Source organism: Companilactobacillus halodurans, assembly GCF_009600985.1.
GTDB lineage: Bacteria > Bacillota > Bacilli > Lactobacillales > Lactobacillaceae > Companilactobacillus > Companilactobacillus halodurans.
In genome coordinates this window covers 18,737-37,640 of the sequence record NZ_VDFP01000013.1, presented here as the reverse complement: position 1 = coordinate 37,640, position 18,904 = coordinate 18,737, and the positions used below count along the sequence as shown (strand labels likewise).

Annotated in this window: 17 protein-coding genes; 7 read left to right on the top strand and 10 right to left on the bottom strand. The window is 37.5% G+C overall.

All coding sequences use genetic code 11. The features are described 5' to 3' along the window. Nucleotides 1-417: 417 nt before the first annotated feature. Nucleotides 418-2,667 carry a hypothetical protein gene (locus FHL06_RS07535; protein WP_153385619.1) on the bottom strand — a complete coding sequence of 750 codons (2,250 nt, stop codon included), beginning with the start codon at nucleotides 2,665-2,667 and terminating at the stop codon, nucleotides 418-420. Between the two features lie 543 nt (nucleotides 2,668-3,210). Here FHL06_RS07535 and FHL06_RS07530 point away from each other — a divergent pair. Then, on the top strand, nucleotides 3,211-3,384 hold the full coding sequence (locus FHL06_RS07530) for a hypothetical protein (protein WP_153385618.1): 174 nt from the start codon (nucleotides 3,211-3,213) through the stop codon (nucleotides 3,382-3,384). A 28-nt stretch (nucleotides 3,385-3,412) separates the two neighbouring features. Here the strand turns inward: FHL06_RS07530 and FHL06_RS07525 are convergent, their stop codons facing one another. Next, a complete protein-coding gene (locus tag FHL06_RS07525) occupies nucleotides 3,413-5,947 on the bottom strand; it encodes a M1 family metallopeptidase (RefSeq protein ID WP_153385617.1) in 2,535 nt (844 codons plus the stop codon). A 152-nt stretch (nucleotides 5,948-6,099) separates the two neighbouring features. Between FHL06_RS07525 and FHL06_RS07520 the strand changes: the two genes are divergently transcribed. Then, nucleotides 6,100-6,342 carry a hypothetical protein gene (locus tag FHL06_RS07520; protein WP_153385616.1) on the top strand — a complete coding sequence of 81 codons (243 nt, stop codon included), beginning with the start codon at nucleotides 6,100-6,102 and terminating at the stop codon, nucleotides 6,340-6,342. A gap of 285 nt (nucleotides 6,343-6,627) precedes the next feature. On the opposite strand, the gene FHL06_RS07515 is transcribed toward FHL06_RS07520, so the two are convergent. Then, nucleotides 6,628-9,651, bottom strand: coding sequence for an MMPL/RND family transporter (locus FHL06_RS07515; protein WP_153385615.1), 3,024 nt, complete (start codon nucleotides 9,649-9,651; stop codon nucleotides 6,628-6,630). Nucleotides 9,652-9,810: 159 nt separating this feature from the next. On the opposite strand from FHL06_RS07515, the gene FHL06_RS07510 reads away from it, so the two are divergent. Further along, the gene (locus FHL06_RS07510) at nucleotides 9,811-10,356 is read left to right on the top strand and encodes a TetR/AcrR family transcriptional regulator (RefSeq protein ID WP_153385614.1); all 546 of its coding nucleotides are present in this window, start codon (nucleotides 9,811-9,813) and stop codon (nucleotides 10,354-10,356) included. Here the strand turns inward: FHL06_RS07510 and FHL06_RS07505 are convergent. Beyond that, the gene (locus FHL06_RS07505) at nucleotides 10,353-11,024 is read right to left on the bottom strand and encodes an SDR family NAD(P)-dependent oxidoreductase (RefSeq protein ID WP_153385613.1); all 672 of its coding nucleotides are present in this window, start codon (nucleotides 11,022-11,024) and stop codon (nucleotides 10,353-10,355) included. The two genes, FHL06_RS07510 and FHL06_RS07505, sit on opposite strands and share 4 nt — an antisense overlap. Nucleotides 11,025-11,083: 59 nt before the next feature. Continuing rightward, nucleotides 11,084-11,317 carry a cytochrome b5 domain-containing protein gene (locus FHL06_RS07500; RefSeq protein WP_153385612.1) on the bottom strand — a complete coding sequence of 78 codons (234 nt, stop codon included), beginning with the start codon at nucleotides 11,315-11,317 and terminating at the stop codon, nucleotides 11,084-11,086. A 153-nt stretch (nucleotides 11,318-11,470) separates the two neighbouring features. Here FHL06_RS07500 and FHL06_RS07495 point away from each other — a divergent pair, with 153 nt between their 5' ends. Beyond that, nucleotides 11,471-11,929 (top strand): nitroreductase family protein, encoded by a 459-nt coding sequence (locus FHL06_RS07495; protein ID WP_153385611.1) that lies wholly within the window; start codon nucleotides 11,471-11,473, stop codon nucleotides 11,927-11,929. Between the two features lie 271 nt (nucleotides 11,930-12,200). Here the strand turns inward: FHL06_RS07495 and FHL06_RS07490 are convergent, their stop codons facing one another. Continuing rightward, nucleotides 12,201-12,401, bottom strand: coding sequence for a hypothetical protein (locus tag FHL06_RS07490; RefSeq protein ID WP_153385610.1), 201 nt, complete (start codon nucleotides 12,399-12,401; stop codon nucleotides 12,201-12,203). Between the two features lie 96 nt (nucleotides 12,402-12,497). Here FHL06_RS07490 and FHL06_RS07485 point away from each other — a divergent pair, with 96 nt between their 5' ends. Beyond that, nucleotides 12,498-13,154 (top strand): nitroreductase, encoded by a 657-nt coding sequence (locus FHL06_RS07485; protein ID WP_153385609.1) that lies wholly within the window; start codon nucleotides 12,498-12,500, stop codon nucleotides 13,152-13,154. A gap of 7 nt (nucleotides 13,155-13,161) precedes the next feature. On the opposite strand, the gene FHL06_RS07480 is transcribed toward FHL06_RS07485, so the two are convergent. From FHL06_RS07480 to FHL06_RS07465, 4 genes are all read right to left on the bottom strand, one after another. After that, nucleotides 13,162-14,688 carry an ABC transporter permease/substrate-binding protein gene (locus FHL06_RS07480; RefSeq protein WP_153385608.1) on the bottom strand — a complete coding sequence of 509 codons (1,527 nt, stop codon included), beginning with the start codon at nucleotides 14,686-14,688 and terminating at the stop codon, nucleotides 13,162-13,164. A 3-nt stretch (nucleotides 14,689-14,691) separates the two neighbouring features. Beyond that, entirely contained in the window at nucleotides 14,692-15,618 is a 927-nt protein-coding gene (locus FHL06_RS07475) for an ATP-binding cassette domain-containing protein (RefSeq protein ID WP_153385607.1), read from the bottom strand. Nucleotides 15,619-15,826: 208 nt separating this feature from the next. Then, the gene (locus tag FHL06_RS07470) at nucleotides 15,827-16,612 is read right to left on the bottom strand and encodes a glucose-1-dehydrogenase (RefSeq protein WP_153385606.1); all 786 of its coding nucleotides are present in this window, start codon (nucleotides 16,610-16,612) and stop codon (nucleotides 15,827-15,829) included. A gap of 112 nt (nucleotides 16,613-16,724) precedes the next feature. Further along, complete coding sequence (locus FHL06_RS07465; RefSeq protein ID WP_153385605.1) at nucleotides 16,725-17,474, bottom strand: alpha/beta hydrolase; 750 nt, start codon at nucleotides 17,472-17,474, stop codon at nucleotides 16,725-16,727. A gap of 132 nt (nucleotides 17,475-17,606) precedes the next feature. On the opposite strand from FHL06_RS07465, the gene FHL06_RS07460 reads away from it, so the two are divergent. Together FHL06_RS07460 and FHL06_RS07455 are read left to right on the top strand one after the other, a co-directional pair. Continuing rightward, nucleotides 17,607-18,020, top strand: a complete 414-nt coding sequence (locus FHL06_RS07460; RefSeq protein WP_238333978.1) for a MarR family winged helix-turn-helix transcriptional regulator — start codon at nucleotides 17,607-17,609, stop codon at nucleotides 18,018-18,020. 1 nt (nucleotide 18,021) lies between these two features. Continuing rightward, nucleotides 18,022-18,885 (top strand): NmrA family NAD(P)-binding protein, encoded by an 864-nt coding sequence (locus tag FHL06_RS07455; protein ID WP_153385604.1) that lies wholly within the window; start codon nucleotides 18,022-18,024, stop codon nucleotides 18,883-18,885. The last annotated feature ends 19 nt before the right edge of the window (nucleotides 18,886-18,904 follow it).

Sequence of the window (18,904 nt, the reverse complement as noted above, 5' to 3'; positions counted from 1 at the left end):
AAAAAAGACCCTTGCCATTGGTGCTTTGGAGATTTTGGCTTGAGTCTTTTTTGTTAGTTTGAGTTGGTTTTACAAATTGTATATTTTTGGATATTGGTGGTAGTTATTTTTTTGTGGGGGATTATTTGGAGAGTTATTATTTTGAATAACCATTCGTTCTGGCTATATAGTGGAAACGAGTTACGGAAGGGCAACCCATTCCGGTTAAGTCTAATATCTCTATTGTCTGCTTCACAGCCAATTAGAAATATTTGCCTTAATCCTCATGGGCTGGACGCCCTTCCTTCACTCTCTTTTTGAAACGAGCTCCACAAGCCAGACATTTCCGGTTAAGACTAATATCTCTATTGTCTGCTTCGCAGCCAATTAGAGATATTTGCCTTAATCCTCGATGTCTAAGCGGGCTTGTTGCGCTCTCTATAATGAATCTTTAGCTGTCCAAGTAATCGTGGAACTATAATGTCCTGCATTCTCAAAGTCCGTTTGCTTCAACAATATTCCTGAATCTTTAGTCCATGTTTGATCGATATCGGTCGTTTCTTCCCCATCTTTACTTTTAACGCCTTTTCCAACCAAAACTTGTTCGTTTGTCAGATTTGCTTCGTTGCCGTTGCTATCTACATAGACCATTCCACCTTGCCATTCTTTCGTGCCATCTTTTAATGGTGTGGCTGAAGCTGATAGATACCAGTTGGATCCTTTTTGACGGCTGTCGATTACGTCAACTGACCAGTTGTCTTCACGTTTGATCATTTGCTTGTTTTCCATACTTTGAATAGTCTGGAAACTGCTGTCGTGAGCATCTACTTTTAATGAACCTAAAACTGTAATTGTATAAGTGATTTCATTAGATACTTCATAAGTTGTATTATCCATCACATAAAGCGTCACAGTATTTACGCCTTCATTTAGGTCATTGCCGCTTCCATTAGCACCTTTTATTGATGAAATTGACAGCGTAAAAGGATTGGCACTGAGATTTTGAACGATTGTCGATGAACCGTTATTAACTTTGGCATAAACGCTGAGATTCGTAGGGTCAACGGTACTGGAGTCGCTGTAACTGATTTTCCCCGTCAAATCAGCTGTCGCACCAGTATTGATAGAAACATCGGAACCCGTTTTTGCTAGAGTAATACCTTGAGGTTGCTTGATTACAAAAGCTTGTGTCATGACATCTTTTTGCAAATTAGATCCATCAAAACTTGCATGTTCACTGGCTACATTAGTATCCGTCTTTGTATTGCTATTAGCGCTGCCCTCGAAACTTATTTTCGCAGATTTAATATTGCCGTTTTGGTTATTGCTATCATAATAGAGTTCTTTAGCTAACTTATGTGTGATTTCATTGTCAGTCATACCAGAGAATTCATCGATATTCTCAGTTGATTTATTGCCATTGTCATCAGTGTAAGTAATCAAAGCACTTTGATAATCAATATTTTCTGGCAATTTAATTTTAGCCTCAATGTCTTGCCAAGGTTGTGAACCACTGTCATAAGAAAGATTGTAATTAACGCTTAATTTGTCATTATTGTGGACGACATTCGCATTAGGATTGTCAGTCGTTGGTTCGATCAATTCACGATTGCCTGAAGTCTCATCAATGATACTTGCTTTAGCATCAGCTTCAGCGATTGAAGGAATCGATTCGAAGATAATCAAATTATTTTCTGAACTGTCACCAGTTGAACCAGTGAAGCCCCAGTATAATTTACTGCTGTCCTTCAAATTGAAATTGCTGGTATCGACTTCCATTTCTTTAGTGTTGATTTTGCCAGTATTCTTATCAATTTTAGGAGTACCATCGAGATTTTTGTCGTCATAATTTAAAATCATTTTGGCTTTAGTTGAACCACTTGCAGCTGGGACCCAAGTTAAAGTTATGTGGTGCCATCTATCATCAGTTAAAAAGTTCTTCGATTTACCAGTTGTTGACATGCTAGTAATAGAATTTTCATGATTTAAAATAAGACCTTTATTATTAGCTAAATAAGTGCTGGCTAAGGCTGGATAGTTACTTGCAATATGATTCAAAGACGTTTCATTAGCATCAAAATTACTGTTGTAACTATCATCAGCATTCATATAAGTATCAAATTCCAAAGCCCAACTATTTTGAATAGCCCGTTGTGCCATGATTTCTGGTTGGATATCGACAGGATCAACTGGTGAGCCCCAAACGCCGAGACTTTCACCAGCACTCTTGTCACCTGAAATTTGAGTAAAAGCATTGTCGGAAACATTTTGCAAAACAAGAGCCATCCCGTCACCTGTGTCAGCACCACCAGTAGTATAGGCACCACCAAAGAACATCCACATCGACATCGTTTGTTGCTTATTGATATCGATGTAATTTTGGTTTTTAGCATCGCTTTGACTTCTCTTCGACCAAATAGCGCCAGATTTTTGAGTGGAGCCAAATTCAGTCAATTTGATAACATCAGAACTACCCTTATTAGTACCAGTATTGGCTGGTAAAATTACCGCATTATTATTTTTTACGTCAGCGATATTGAACCACTGTGTAATATCAGTCAATCCATTGGGAACAGTTCTATCGACGCCATTTTTATTAGCATCGTTTGAAAGGACGGTACTCAAAGGTGACTGATCATCGATAGCTGCTTTGACTGTATAATTATTAAAACCTAATAAAAATAACAAACTACCAAAAATAAAAATTATATTTAATCCCAATTTACGTTTGATAGTACCCGCCCCCTTAAAGTTATAAAAAATATATAAATGATACTTTATTTCCTATTTATATATTAATAAATAATATGAACGCTTTCATTCCGAGAATTGACCCCTTGATTACCTTTTTTTGTCTATATTGTTTAAACACCTATTTAATGAAGAAATTTTGGGATTACTAAGCTGAGTTAGTGTAATATGTCGTCCTCCATAGCATGGCTGGAACGATGTGGGCACGACTTTAAGCCTTTTCCAAGTTCGGGAAAAGTCTTAAAGCTCGGCCTCATTCTAAGCAATAAATTGCTAAGAATGATTTCACATCTGAGCCAATTTGCTTTGCTATTCCGGACTGAATTGTGGTTTTATTTTTAACATCTCAAGTAAAAAAAAAGAAAACCTCCATTTAGATATAGTCGATAAACTATTATCTAAATGGAGGTTATTTTGATTTAAAATTATTTGAAATAAACAATAAATGACGTTATCCAGTCGGGAGTGGCAGCTTTGTGGATGCTCAGTACTGAAATTGTACTTAGCGATTTATCGCTTAGTACAAGACCGAACTTTTTGACAATTCCCGGTTTTGGAATTGGCTTAAAGTTGCGTCCAGTACGTTCCAGCGTCCACAAAGCAGAACGGACGACGGCATCCTACACTAACCTAACTTATAAAAGAACCATTTAGCAATCCCAGAGGTTAATAATTTTATAAATTATTTGATAGCAGAACTGACAGCTGCATTCACAGCGTCTTTCTCGTCTTCAATCAATTTAACATTAGTTTCAACAATACTAATATCCATTTGAATTTCACGAGTTAGTCCAGGTGTATTGACCTTAGGTTCAAAGAAGTCTTTGAACTCTTGCAAACGTTCTGGTGTATGGAAAATATTGGAAGTAACTGTGATGTAAGTTGAGAATTCCATGTCTCCACCGACAGTATCTTCAAGCCATGACCAGTCATTTCTAATCCAGTCCCAAGCAGCTTGTTGAGCCTTGTCGTTAGCCAAAGTTCCACGATACCATGAACGCAAATCTTGTGGCTTGATCGTGTCGGCATCTTCAAACTTGCTGATTAATTTCTTAATCAACGAAGCATCAGGCGTACTTGTCAAAGCTACGGATAAATCAGCTTTATAACTTGGGTCTGATGACTTGCGGTAATCTGACAACAATTGGTCGAATAAGTCAGCATTGCCGTAATTCTTAACTTCATTTCTTAGAATCAACAAACGAACGTCAGCTGAAATGCCGCCAAGATTATCCTTGTTAGCTGTGAATAAATCATGGGCATCAGAGATAGCTTTCTTATTTTGAGCATAAAGAGCCGCATTCAAAACATAAGGACGAGTCAATTGGTCATCGTTAGATTCACCATCTTTTTGAGTCCAACCTAAACGTTCTACTTGGTCAGCACTCAACTTGTCAAAGAGTTCTCTCAAAGCTTTTTCTTCAGCAGAATCAGGTTTGACGAACTTCTTCAAGTTGTTAGCAACACGATACAAAGCTGCATTGACAACAGTTGAATGACTTTGAGCAAATTTAGCTAACAATGGAACAATCGAAGCATAAGAGATTTCACGAGCATCAGCCAACAAACGAAGATCTTGCAAGATTCCCAATTGTGAAATGGCATCAATTGAATCAAGATTATCTAAGATATCTTTCATCAATGTATCATCGTATTTAACGATAAAGTGAGAATTGTTGCCGACATTCAAGCGGAATGGTTCATTGCTATCTTGACGTAATTTCTTATAGTCATCGATGGTAACTTCTTTATCAGCCATAATCTTAGGAGCAGCACCATAATTACTGTTCAAAGGAATTTGCCATTGACGACCTTTATCCTTGCCTTCACCAATGAAGAATTGTTGTTGCGACAACTTAATCTTGCCATCGACGACACTGGCGTTAACTACTGGATAACCAGGTTGTTCCAACCATGAGTGCATGATTGAACCAACGTCGATACCTGATGCATCGCCTAAGGCATCCCAAAGGTCATCACCTTGAGCATTGCTGTATTTATGAGCTTCAAAGTACTTCTTCAAACCTTTACGTAAGTTGTCGTCACCCAACAAGGCCCGAACCATAACTAGCATTCTTGCACCCTTAGCGTAGACGATAGCAGAGTCGAACAAAGCATCGATTTCAGCAGGGTTATTAACTTGAACGTGAACCGATTGAACACCATCTGTAGCGTCACGTTGCAAAGCGGCTGGAACATCAGATGTTTGGAACATCTCCCAAACATGCCAGTCAGGTTCCAAAGCATCGGCAGCGACGTATTCCATCATGTTAGCAAAACTCTCATTTAACCAAAGGTTGTCCCACCACTTCATGGTTACTAAATCACCAAACCATTGGTGAGCTAATTCGTGGGTGATGACTGTGGCAACGAGTTGCTTGGTATCAAGGGCTGTGTTGTCAGGGTCGACCATCAAGTAAGCTTCACGATATGTGACAAGACCCCAGTTTTCCATGGCACCGGCTGAAAAGTCAGGTAATGCTAATTGCCAAGAATGTGCTAGTGGATAAGGTGTTTGATAGAAGTCTTCATAGAATTCGATTGCACGCTTAGCAATATCTAAGGCGAAGTCGAGTTCATTTGCTTTATGAGCTTTAGTTGCGAAGACACCAACTTCAACGCCACTCTTAGTCTTAGTAATCTTGCTTTGAAGATCACCAAAGGCAAAAGCAATAAGGTAAGTTGACATCTTAACAGTTGTATCGAAATAGTGGATACCATTTTCAGTTCTGATTTCAGGCATGTTAGCGAGAATCGTTTCGCCAGGTTGTTCATCGAACTTGATAGCAAGATCAAATTTAGCCTTAGCCTCAGGTTCATCGATACAAGGGAAAGCTTGACGAGCAAAAGTAGTCTCGAATTGCGTACCGATAATCTGCTTCTTTTCGCCATTAACCTCATAATATGAAGGATAAATACCCATCATTGAATCAGTCAAAGCAGCATGGTAAGTAATTGCTAAAGTAGTGTCACCCGCTTTAGATAACTCAATGTTGATAGCATCATTGTCATCATCAGTAGTGAATGGAACATCCTTGCCATCAGCTTGAACAGTTTCAATCTTCAAATACTTTTGGTGAATTGAAATGGATTCTTCTTTAGCGTCACCATCGATAACTGTTTTACCAGTAATTTTCTTAGTACCACGATCGATATCAAGAAAAATATCATAGCGACTTGGTTGAAATTTATCATAAAAACGTTTTATTTCAGTCATAAGTTCCCCTTTTAATTATATTTTAATTTACTTCTAATTAATTATAATCTTAACGTTATCAAGGTTTCAATAAAAAGGAAGCGATTTGAACTAAAATAACACTGGCATACAATTAAGAGAAGAACTAAACAAAAATATTCGGAGGACAAAAAATGTCAGAAAATAACCAACCAAAATACTTCGCCGCTCAATATCAAAATGGAAACACTAAAAAACTAATCGACCTACTAGTAACCTGCACCGATTATGACCAAAATTCAGCCAAAGAATACATCGAATCACAAGATTTCCAAGAAAACGAATGGCTAGTAGTCCTAATCAAAGACCACAAAGACGACATCTATAAAATGGACGATTTAACCTTCAAAGCAGTTTATGGCAGAAACCTAAAATAAAAACTTATTCTACACAACAAAAAAACATCTATTCAGAATTTTAATGAACTCTAAATAGATGCTATATTTTTAAATCTTTTATGAACTTATCTTTAAAAAAATCCAGATAATAACCAGTTCACCAGTCCGGAGCAAGAAAGCCGATTGGCTCAGTAGTGAAATTCTTCTTAGCAATTTATTGCTTAGAAGAAGGCCGAGCTTTAAGACTTTGCCTGTATTTGGCAAAGGCTTAAAGTCGTGCCCACTACGCTCCAGCCAAATCGGCTTTCTTGCGGAGGACGGAATTTAATCTGTTACCTTTTTATCAGTATCAGAAACATCAGAACTATTATCCTTAGATTTCTTTTGTTTCTTATTGCCACCTGGCATGTAAGTCAATTTGATATAAGCAGACATCATAATTGGCAAGGTCAAAAGAATAATGATCAAACCAACAATTACACCGATTGCCACTTGAATCAAAGTCATAACGCCTGATGGAATCAAAGCAGCGAAAGTACCACTCAAGATAATTACCGCTGAGATAACAACCGTACCAATGAAGGTAGCTGCAGAAAGGATACATGCAACACGCGCCTTCATATTCAGGTTCGCCGACTCAGCCCGATATCTCGTCATCAAGAAAATACTGTAATCAACACCTAAAGCAACTAACATGATAAAGGTGAAGAATGGCGTATTCCAAGTCAATAATGACTTACCGATGAACAAGCCAGATAACCATCTAGTGATTCCTAACGATGTGATATAAGCAATCAAGAGAGTCAAAATAATCATGAATGGTTGCATAATCGATCTTGTAACGAAGATTAAAGCAATTCCGATACCAATAATCATAATGACAGCTGTTCTCTTAAAGTCAGATTGAGATAATTTTTCTAGGTCAGTTGTTGAAGAAGTTTGTCCACCAAAGACAACTTGGTCATCTGATAATGAAGTATTCTTCACTTTCGATTTAACATCTGAACGAAGTCTTCTCATAACCTTAGTAGCAGACTGACTAGCTGGATCATCTTTCAAGACGATTGTTACTTGAGCAATCTTCTTATTCTTCGATAAGTAATTGTCGAATGATTCATCTAGAGTGCCATCTTTGATTTGTGCCTTAGGAACGTAAAGCTTGTCGCCTAAGTAAGAATTCTTCAAACCTGTTAGATAAGATGAAACAGTTTGTGAACCTTGTTGAACTTGGTTGATACCATCAACAGCTGAACTTAAGCCACTTTGTAATTGAGTAACTTGTGTTCCAAGTTGTTGCATTTGAGTATTCATTGTTTGAACACCAGTATTAACAGTGGAAGCACCGCTAGCTACTTGTGAAGAAGCACTGGATAACTCTGAATTTGTAGCAACTAATTGATTGCTACCAGCAGCAGCTTGGTCGATTCCGCTAGTCAAAGTTGGAACCGAAGCATTCAACTGATTGATAGCTGAGTTCAATTGTGAAACGCCTGATTCGAATTGACTGATCATGCTTGGCAATTGAGCCATTTGAGCTGTGTTAACTGAAGACCCAGATTGAGCCAACAATGGTTCCATCTGACTCATCAAACTAGTCAATGAACTGATTTGACTTGTAACAGAAGACATTTGTGAGTTTAGTTGGTTGCTGCCTGAAGCAATTTGACTAACTGAACTTTGCAAAGTACCAGAACCAGCTTGCAATTGCGTTAAGCCGGAGTTTACTTGAGTCGAGCCATTCAAGTATTGACCGATACCAGAATCTAATTGTGCTGAACCGCTAGCTAATTGTTGCGTTCCATCAGCCAAAGTTTGAACTTGTGACAAGTTGCCAGAAACATCAGCAGCCGTCAATTGTTGGTTAGCACTGTTCAAGCCAGTAGAAATTTGTTTCAAACCTTTTTGAGATTTGGCCAAACCAGAATTGACCGTCTTTAATTGATCCTTCAAATATAAAGCATCAATTTTCTTATTCATTGGTTGTGTCACAGACATAACCTTTTTAACACCGGGTTCTTTTTTGATGTAACTAGTTAAATCATCAATTGTGCCCAAATCAGTTTGGTTAGCCAATGATTTATCACTCTTGATATAAAGTGTCGTTGGACCAGCCATACCCTTAGAAAAGTCCTTTTGAACTTGTAAGTAGCCTTGCTTTGCAGGGTCAGAATTTGGAACTTCATCAGCTGTATTGAAATTGAGCTGTGAACTGTTCGTCAAAGCAAAAGCAGCTCCGATGATTAAAATCAAGCCCATTAAAATAACTGGACGAGCGATGGCAGCACTGGATAGGCCATGCCATAACTTACTGTTATTGTTTTCAGCCCAGTTCTTTGATGGCCAAAACATCTTTTTGCCTAAAGCTGACATGAAGAAGATATTCAAAGTCAACAAGACTGGAATCAAGACAGCGATACCAATAGCAACGCCGACAGCTGATTGATAGAATGAGAATTTAGCAAGCGAGAGAACTGTAAAACCAATTAGAACTGAAAGACCACTATAAAGCAAAGTCTTACCAGCAGTCTTACGAGTCGTTATCGCGGCCGCATCTGCATCATCATTTGTCGCTAGTTCTTCTTTGAACTTGTTGTATAGCAAGATATTGTAATCAGTACCAATACCAAAGAGAACAACAACTAAGAAGACTTGCGTGAAGTCAGAAATTGGGAAATTAAAGTATTGAGCCGCATTCATAACGACACTCAAAGATACAATAAATGAAACTCCTACTGTCAGAAGCGATATAATAGGAATAATCACTGATCTGAAGACTAAGACCAAAACGATAAAGATGAAGATAGCCGCAATTATCTCAGTCTTTTGCAGTCCCTTTTCAGTTGTATCAGAGAAAACATCAGAAAGTAGGTCTTCACCGGTCGTATAAGTCTTTAAGCCGGATACTTTAGCCTTATTTTCAATTTTTTTAGCTTTAGTTTGTAAATTAGAACGTCCCTTAACATTCACTAAAACTAATTCTGTTTTCTTATTTTTGGAAATTAATTGCGCACTGCTTTCGGGACTATCAGCCACGGAAGTAATGGAATCAATATGTAGATTCCCCTTATTATTATTAAGTTTATGAACCTTTTTATTAATTGAATGCTTTTGTCCATTAGTTAAAGCATTATCACTGTGATAGACCAGTGTCAGTTGAGTAGCTTTCGTACCGGAATATTTATCCCCTACACGACTGGCTACCTCACTTTCATAAGAGTCCGGAACAGTGATCTGTCCGTTTTCCTTAACTAGCTGGCTAATATTTGGCAATGCAAAAATTGCTACAAGGACAATTATTATCCAAGCTATTAACGTTAAGATATGACGTGGATTCTTAAAAGATTTCAATATAAAGACCCCAATTCATAAATATTTTTATTTTACTGAACACCTGTTGATAAAATCAGCATACTCTACTATAATATTAAAAAATTAATGTGACAATATACAATTTAGTGCCAAGTGTTCATTAATTGACACTTTGTCTAAAATTGTTCAGGAGTTAATATGACCGACATTAGAACCCAGAAGACCCAAGAACTCATTACAAATATTTTTATTGATTTATTAAAAGAGAAACCGATGAACAAAATTTCTGTTGCCGAAATTACTCGCAAGGCTAATATTGGCCGTGGCACCTTTTATATTCACTATAAAGATACTTATGATCTTTATGATCAGCTCATCTCAAAAATCATCAATGATTTAACCGAACTTTTTGATGAAAATTACCCTGATACTCAGGACAGTCCTAATTTTCAAGCGCTCTCTAATAGTCTAATCAGCTATATCTCGACTCATAAAACTGTCTTTCAATTGTTGATTCGCGATACTCATGGACGCGACATCATCAATTCAATCAAAGACATTTTTATCAAAAAAATAATGATCGAAGAACAAGGAGATGAAAAAGATACACGCTATCGTGCCTTTGTTTCATTTTCGGTTTCTGGGATCATTGGCGTTTTGACTGATTGGCTGAATGGAAAATTCATTTTAACCGATCAGGAAGTTTCTACTATTATTAATGACATTATTAAAACTATCTTTTAATCAAATTCCGATTTAGATATCTTTTCCGGATAGAGAGCCTCAACATCGTCACGCTTTTTAAGCAAGTCCCAATAAACTGGGGCTATTTTTTCTGGTGCCATTTCGGGACTATCTCCAATAATGCCTTGAATCGTTACTAATCCGACGTAAACATTTTGATCTTTGACTGTTTCATGCAAAGTATAAGCATAACTTCTCAAAGCTGCCTTAGTTAATGATAAAGTTGAAGCTTTTTGAGAAGGATGAATCGCTGCGCCACCACCAGTGAAAATTATAGAACGCTGAGCTTTTTTATCAGTCTGGGATAAAAATTCTTTGGCTGTAAAAATTGCACTAAGAACATTGGTCTTAAAGATTTTTTCAATCAAATCAGTGTCGCTTGATAATGCATCGTCCAAGTGTTTATCGCCAACATTGAATACTAAATTTTCAATATTGCGGTCACGCTTGGTCAAATCGTCCATCATTTCTTTGATTGCTGAAAAATCATTAGCATCGCAAGCATAATTAGTTGTGGTAATGCCATCCATTGTTAAATCATCAGTTGCCTTAGTCAATTTTGCTTGATCTCTGGCTACTAAAATGATTCTTTGCTTGTTGTGACCAAATTCCTTTGCTATTTCTAAACCGACGCCACTGTCTGCGCCAAATACAATTGTTGTTGCCATATAAGTACCCCCAAAAAAAGCATGAATCAAAAGTTCAATTCATGTTTTTTGTTTATGATCTATTTTAATGTTCCTACCTCAGTCAACTCTGCTAAAACAGAACGCTTGTGTGGAGCATGATCAATTACTTCCGATAGATCTTGACCGGCGACATGACCATGGTGTTCTCCACCTTTCCAAGGATCAACATCAGTAACATCATAGATAATCCCATCAATTGCAACATAAGCTGGATTACCGTCCTTCCCGTTAAATTTTTTTAATTCCTCAACAGTCAGTTGTTTTCCTGCCATCACATCAACCCCTTTCATAGAAATATTATTGTTTCCGATTACATTATCGCACTTTTGGCAATAAAATATCTTCTTAAAGGCTTATGATTCTTTATGCATCTTTTGATTGATTGGATTATGATTAAAATATCAAAGGTAATGGAGGTTTTATTTATGGAAGCATATGATTTAATCAAATCACGTAAAGCAATTCGTCAATACAGTGGCCAAATCACTGACGAACAATTGAATGAAATTTTAACTGCTGCTAACGCTGGTCCTGTCGGTATGGGGGAATACAAGAACTATCGTCTAACAGTTATTCAAAAGGCTGATGTTCTCAATAAAATGAGCGGTATTTACGACGCCCCAACTGTAATCGTTGTTTCTGCTAAGAATCCTGAAGCCATGGAAGATGTTTCAGCCGGAGCAATCGTTCACAATATGGAATTAGCTGCTGAAAATTTAGGTTTAGGTGCTAATTATAATATGTCCAGCTTAGGTTCAATCCCTAGTGGCGTTTTACCAAGCGGATTTAAAGCTGTTTTCGCGTTAACTTTAGGTCAAACTAATGAGAAACTCGTTACTAGAAGTATTCCTTTAGATAGAATTGAAACTAACATCGTTAAGTAAAAGTTAGTGTAGTATGCCGTCCTCCATAGCAAAGAAAATTTGGCGAAAACGTTGTGGGCACGACTTTAAGCCTTTTCCAAGTTCGGGAAAAGGCTTAAAGTTCGGCCTTATTCTAAGCAATAAATTGCTAAGAATAATTTCACATCTGAGCCAATTTTCTTTGCTATTCCGGACTAAATAATGGTTTTATTTTTTATATAAGAAGCAAATAGCCTCTCTTTAGATATAGTCGATAAACTATTATCTAAAGAGAGGCTATTTTTATCTGAAATCATTTTAAATAAATAATAAATGACGTTATCCAGTCGGGAGTGGCAGCTTTGTGGATGCTCAGTACTGAAATTTCATTTAGCGATTTATCGCTTAATGAAAGACCAATCTTTAAGACAATTCCCGGTTCTGGAATTGGCTTAAAGTTGCGTCCAGTACGTTCCAGCATCCACAAAGCAGAACGGACGACGACATCCAGCACTAACCCCACTCTCTTAATATATAAGTTGAATTATAAACATTAATATCAATTTTTCGTTAAGATAGATAGTACTAATTATCAAAAGGAGTTCAAAAAATGGAATTTGAAGATACTGTTAATCAAAGACACTCAATTCGTAATTACAGTGACAAGAAAGTCGATCCTGACATCATTCGTAAAATTGTCGAGATTGCTCAAAAGTCACCTTCTTGGGTCGATTCTCAACCTACTAAAGTTTATGTTGCAAAAGGCAAGGCTTTAGACAACATCAGAACAGCTTATCAAAAAAATGATCAAGCAAAGATCAAATCACAGCCTGACCTTCCAGTTATGCACCGTGAAGATTGGAATGAACGCACTCAAGAAAATATGCAGCAATGGAGACACGAAATCGTCCATCACTTTGATGACTTCGATCAAGCACACACTCAAATGACTGGTGCAAGCGTCAATCTTTATCATGCACCCGTTATTCTTTTCATCACCATCCCCAAAAATTCATCGCAATGGTCGATTTTTGACGCCGGATTATTCAGCCAAACTTTGATGTTAGCTGCTAAAAATGAAGGCCTTGATACGATTCCTAATTACACCAGCGTGCGTTTCCCTGATGTAGTCAGAAAAGAAATTTCCATTCCAGATGATGAAACGCTCGTCGTCGGTGTTGCCTTAGGATATGCGAGTGACCAAACTATCAATAGCTTTGAATCATCCCGTAAACCAGTCGCTGACATTTTGAAATCAGATAATTAATCTTAATTTATTTTAGCAAGTTGTGTTGTTCTAGATATTGATAAGCAATCACGCTTGCTTTTTTGTGTTTAACTGTAACTTGATAATTCATCTTTTGCATATCTTCAGTCGAAATCTTATTCGACAACTTGTTCAAACTCTTAACGATTTCAGGATGCTTCTTGGCAAAGGATTCCTTCATCAAAGGTGCACCTTGATAAGGTGGGAAGAAATGCTGGTCATCTTTTAAGACTACCAAATGATATTGTTGAACTTGTGGATCAGTCGTATAACCATCGACCAAGTTGACCCGTCCGTCAGCAATTGCCTTGTAGCGCAAAGTTGGCTCCATTGTCGAAATCTTAGCAAAGTCCAAGTTATACTTCTTCTTCAAACCTAAATAACCATCTTGTTGATTAGAGAAATCAGGGTCAAAAGCAGCATGAACTTTATCATTGACGCTCTCCAAATCACTTAATTTAGTAACGTGATATTTCTTAGAGAATGCTTTTGTAACAGCCAAATCATAACCATTTTCATACTTCATTGGCGTTAAGTATTTCAAACCATGTTGCTTTGAAATTTGATTTTCAGCGACATGGTAAAGTTTCGTGGCATTCTTTGGCGTCTTCTTATCATATTTAACCAACGACTCCAAAATCGTTCCGGTAAATTCTGGATAAATATCAATTTGGTCCCGTTGCAAAGCTTTAAATAGGAAACTCGTCCCACCAAAATTAGGTTTGAGCTTAATTTCAGCGTTAGGATTATCTTCTTTGATTAAATCCTTATACATATTCATTAAAATCTCTGGTTCACTACCCAATTTACCAGCAATCGTTAGTGAAACTGTTTCTGGTTGAGCAGCTTGATAGACCTTGGCACCACCAAAGCCTAACAACAATAGTAAAACGACAAGACCACTATAATAAATCCGCTTAGTCTTGGCACCGATGAACTTCAGTAAAGCACTGAAGACAAAGGCCAAGATAGCTGATAAGACACCACCAATAACTAAGTAAGAATTATTGTTCTGTTGAATACCTAACATGATGTAATTACCTAGACCACCAGCACCGATAAAGGCAGCTAATGTGGCTGTACCAATAATCATAACTAACGAAATTCTGATACCAGAAATAATCATCGGTAAAGCTAGTGGAAATTCTAGTCGCTGCAATCTCTTCCACTTTGACAAACCAAAAGCGACCGCTGCTTCTTCAAGATTAGGATCAATATTAGTCAAACCGGAATAAGTATTTTGATACAGTGGCATAATTCCGTAAAGAGTCAAAGTGATGACTGCAGGCACTGTTCCGATACCAACTAAGGGAATCAAAAGTCCTAATAGAGCCAAACTAGGAATCGTTTGAATAATTCCCGTTACTTGTAGCATCACTTCACCAGTTCGGCGGTGATTTCTCAAAACGATTGCTAACGGAATCGCAATTACCATCGCAATCAATAACGAAATAAACGAAATACCGATATGTTGATAGAGAGATTTCAAAATTTCTGAGTGTTGACTGGCAATCGTTTGCATTAACATCCCCATAATTTACTCCCCCTCAATCTCGAAATATTTTAATAATTGCTGATTAGAAATTTCATAACCCTTTTGTTGATATTGGAAAGCAAATTTAGGTGTCGTTTGCAGCTTTTGAATCAACTCACTGAATTCGGAAATTTCTGGCAGACTGTCTTGATAATCGATTTTTGATAGTAGTCCTGAATCTATCAAGAAGTTGAGATTCCACCAGTGTGGAGTTCCCGCACCAAAGAAACTCTTAACGAACTTGTTAGCTGGATGTTGCATAATCTCGTTAGGAGTTCCAACTTGTTGTACTAAGCCATGATTCAAAACGGCGATACGCTGTCCCATCTTCAAAGCCTCTTGCATATCGTGAGTCACAAAAACGATTGTAGTATGGAATTGTTGATGCAATTTCAAAACCAGTTCTTGAGATTTATTACGCAAAACTGGATCAAGAGAACTGAATGATTCATCCATTAAAACTGTTTTAGGTCTTGTGGCTAAAGCTCGTACGATGGATACACGTTGCTGCTGTCCACCGGATAATTCATTAGGCATTCTTTTAGCGTATTCTTTAGGATCCAGTTCAACCGATTCAAGCAGTTCAGCTGCTCTTTGATGGCGTTCTTTTTTGCTAACGCCTTTTTGCTCTAATTGAATGGCAATATTATCTTCAACGTTTAAATTAGGAAACAAACTGCTGTCTTGCAAAACATAGCCCATGCTCAAGCGTAATTTTTGGACATCATGATCTTTGATTCGTTTGTCATCCAAATAAACATTGCCACTTGTTGGCACGGTCAATTGGTTCAACATTCTCAGCAAAGTCGTTTTTCCACTACCACTGGGACCGACTAAGACGAAGAGTTCATTGTCATGAATCTCTAAATTAATTTTGTCCAAGACGACATTGTCCCCGTACTTCATGCCAACGTCTTTATAAGTAATCAATTTCTTCCACCCTCTCTTTTAAGCGACTAAGTAAGGTTAAACCATAGTTGCTTTTTGCTCCAGACAAAAAATTAAGTATTTACTGGGTAATACTTTAATTACTGAAGTTTTTATAATTAGCTTCTCATTAAAAATAAAAACGATTACCACATATCCGCAGCTGCAAACACGCAATGATCGTTTTTAACTAACTATTTAAATTTTAATTTTAACCTTGTCCATCTTTAAAGGCAGGATACAAGGTCATCCCGCCATCGATGAATAAAGTGATACCTGTAACATAACTAGATTCAGAAGATGCTAGCCAAGCAGCACCGGCCGCAACTTCTTCTGGTTTACCGATTCGATTCATTGGCACCATTGAAACTGTCTGATCATATTGTTCTTTGTCCGCAAACTTTTTAGCATTGATTGGCGTATTGATGGCTCCTGGTCCAATTCCATTAACTCTAATACCATCTTTGGCATATTCCATGGCAATGGTCTTAGTAAACATTTTCACGCCACCTTTAGCAGTTGTATAACTGGCAAAGGTAGGCCAAGGAATTTGTTCATGAACTGATGACATATTGATGATATTGCCTTGTTTATTGTGTTTTTCAAAGTAAGCTATCGCTGTCTTGCAACCTAAGAAGACACCTGTCTGATCGACTGAAATAACTTTTTGCCAATCATCAAGCGACAATTCATGAGTTGGCGACTTGATCTCCATGCCAGCATTATTGACCCAGACATCGAGGTCGCCGAAATTGTCGACAGCCGCATCGATCAAAGCTTGATTGCCTTCTTCAGTTGAAACGTTAGCTTGGATAGTAACTGCCTTGCCACCGTTTTTTTCAACGATTTCAGCAGCTTTCTTAGCTCCATCTTCATCGCTATGATAATTAACAACGACCGACATATGTTCCTTGCCGAAACGCTCGGATATAGCAGTTCCGATACCTTTAGAACCGCCAGTGACAACTGCCACCTTGTTCTCTAAATCTTTGTACATAAATTAAGCCCTCCAATGTGAAAACTCATAAATCAAGATTCAGGTATAGAAATATAAATATACCGCTTACTCAAGTTTATATTTATCTTGGAAAAACTCAAAGAATATGCCCTTAACTCAACATGAAATCGCTCGCAATCTTCAAAGCTTCTTGACGGGAATTGCCCAAAGTAAACCCGTGATCAGCATCATCCAATAAGTGCAAATCACTTTGAGGAAGGCTCTTCTTGTAACGTTTTGATGCAATATTGTTCACCACTGTATCCTTCAAGCCGTGAATCAAACAAACTGGACCGCTGTATTGACTAGCGACTTCATAAATTGGCAAAGTTTGCGCTGTCCGCAAGTAAAAGCCTCCTAAAGTTAATCCCTTCTTGATTGGCAAAGTATCAGGAATATTGTTGGGGTCATAAGTGTAACCTTGAGTATCACCCTTTAAGGCATCATCTTTTAAAGTAGCAGCTGGAGCCAACAAGGCTAATTTATCGACCTTATCGTGATAATAACCGGCAATCATGCTAGCGACCACGCCACCTTGAGAATGTCCCAAAAGATAGAGCTTTTTAACGCCCTTGATACTTCTGGCATAATCTAAAATTGCCTTGCCATCAGCGATTTCATTGAGTACCGTCATATTTTCGAATTTGCCATCGCTTTGTCCGTGGCCATTGAAATCAAATCTCAATGTTGCCAAACCTTTATCCTCAAAAGTTTTTGCCAGTTGGTACAACAGCTGATCTGGTGTCACGCCTCGATTAGAAGTGAAACCATGCATCAAAACTACCAAATTAAACTCATCTTTTGCTGGTTTTTCTAACGTCCCTCTTAAAGTCAATCCATCACGTTTAATTTCAACATCCATTTTTTAACCTCTTTATTTCAATTTTTTGATTATGATTATTCTAATACTAATCTGTCGTCGGGAAAAAGAAGAAGTTTGTTGACAAATTCCATTTATTTAGTTAGTGTACTAACTAAATAGGAGGCATCAATTTTGAACACCGGCTATCTTTTAATGCAGGTTGCAAAAGACTTGCGCTACGAACTCAATCAAGCACTAATAAAATCAGATTTAACGATTCAACAGTGGGCTGTCTTGGAACAAATATCTTTGTTAACTAAAACTACGCAAAACACCGCTAATTTAATTTCTAAAAATTTGGATATGGATAAACCTACCATCTCAGGTATCAGTAAACGCTTGGTGGTTAAGGAATTGATTCAAAAAGTTCCCAATCCCGCTGATAAACGTTCGCAATTACTGACCTTGACTGAAAATGGGCAAACTGCTTTAAAGCTAGGACAAAAAATTAGTGATCAAGTCCTACAAAAGCACCTCGAAACGTTAACTGCCACTGAACAGCAACAATTACAATCGACTCTCAAAAAAATAAATGGAGATTTTTAAAATGGAAAAATTCTTAATCATCGGTGCCACGGGAAATATTGGCTTTCCTTTAGTTCAATATCTCAATCAAAATTCAGACGTTAACTTAGTCGTTGGGGCTCATAATGTAACTAAAACTCAAGCGACTTTTAATAATTACCGCAATCTTGAAGTAAAGCACTTTGATTTTTTAGACCCAAATACCTTTAATGATAGTTTTTCGGGCGTGTCCAAAGTTTTTTTCGTTCGTCCACCGCAGTTAGCCAATCCAAAAGTTGATATGTTGCCTTTTTTGAAATTTGCTAAGAACCAAAGGATTCAACAAATCATCTTCGTTTCTTTGATTGGCGTGGAGAAAAATCCGATGACGCCACACCATAAAATCGAAAAGATGATTGAAGAATTGAACTTGCCTCACACTTTTATTCGACCCAGCTTTTTTATGCAAAATTTGAATACGACCCATCAATTCGACATTCAAAAACATCATGACCTCTTTATTCCGGCTGGAAATGCCAAAACGAGTTTTATCGACACCCGCGATATTGGTGAAGTAGCTGCTATTTCTTTACTTGATTCAAAATATCTTGGTCAAAAGCTCAATATCACGGGTCCCATGGCTTTAACTTATTCTGAGATTGCTCAGATCATGTCCGAAATTTTGCCCTTTAAAGTCACCTACAGCAAACCTAGTTTATTGAAATTCCGGAAAACGATGCTTCATCGTGGTCTAAAAAAGGATTATGTCAACGTAATGGTGATGCTTTATTTGATTACGCAATTAGGAAATGCCAAAACTGTTACCAAGACTGCCGAAAAAGTTTTGGGCCGCAAACCGCACAGTATTCAAACTTATATCAAGGATTATCAAAATGATTTTGAGTAATCAAAAACGTTGTCATGCC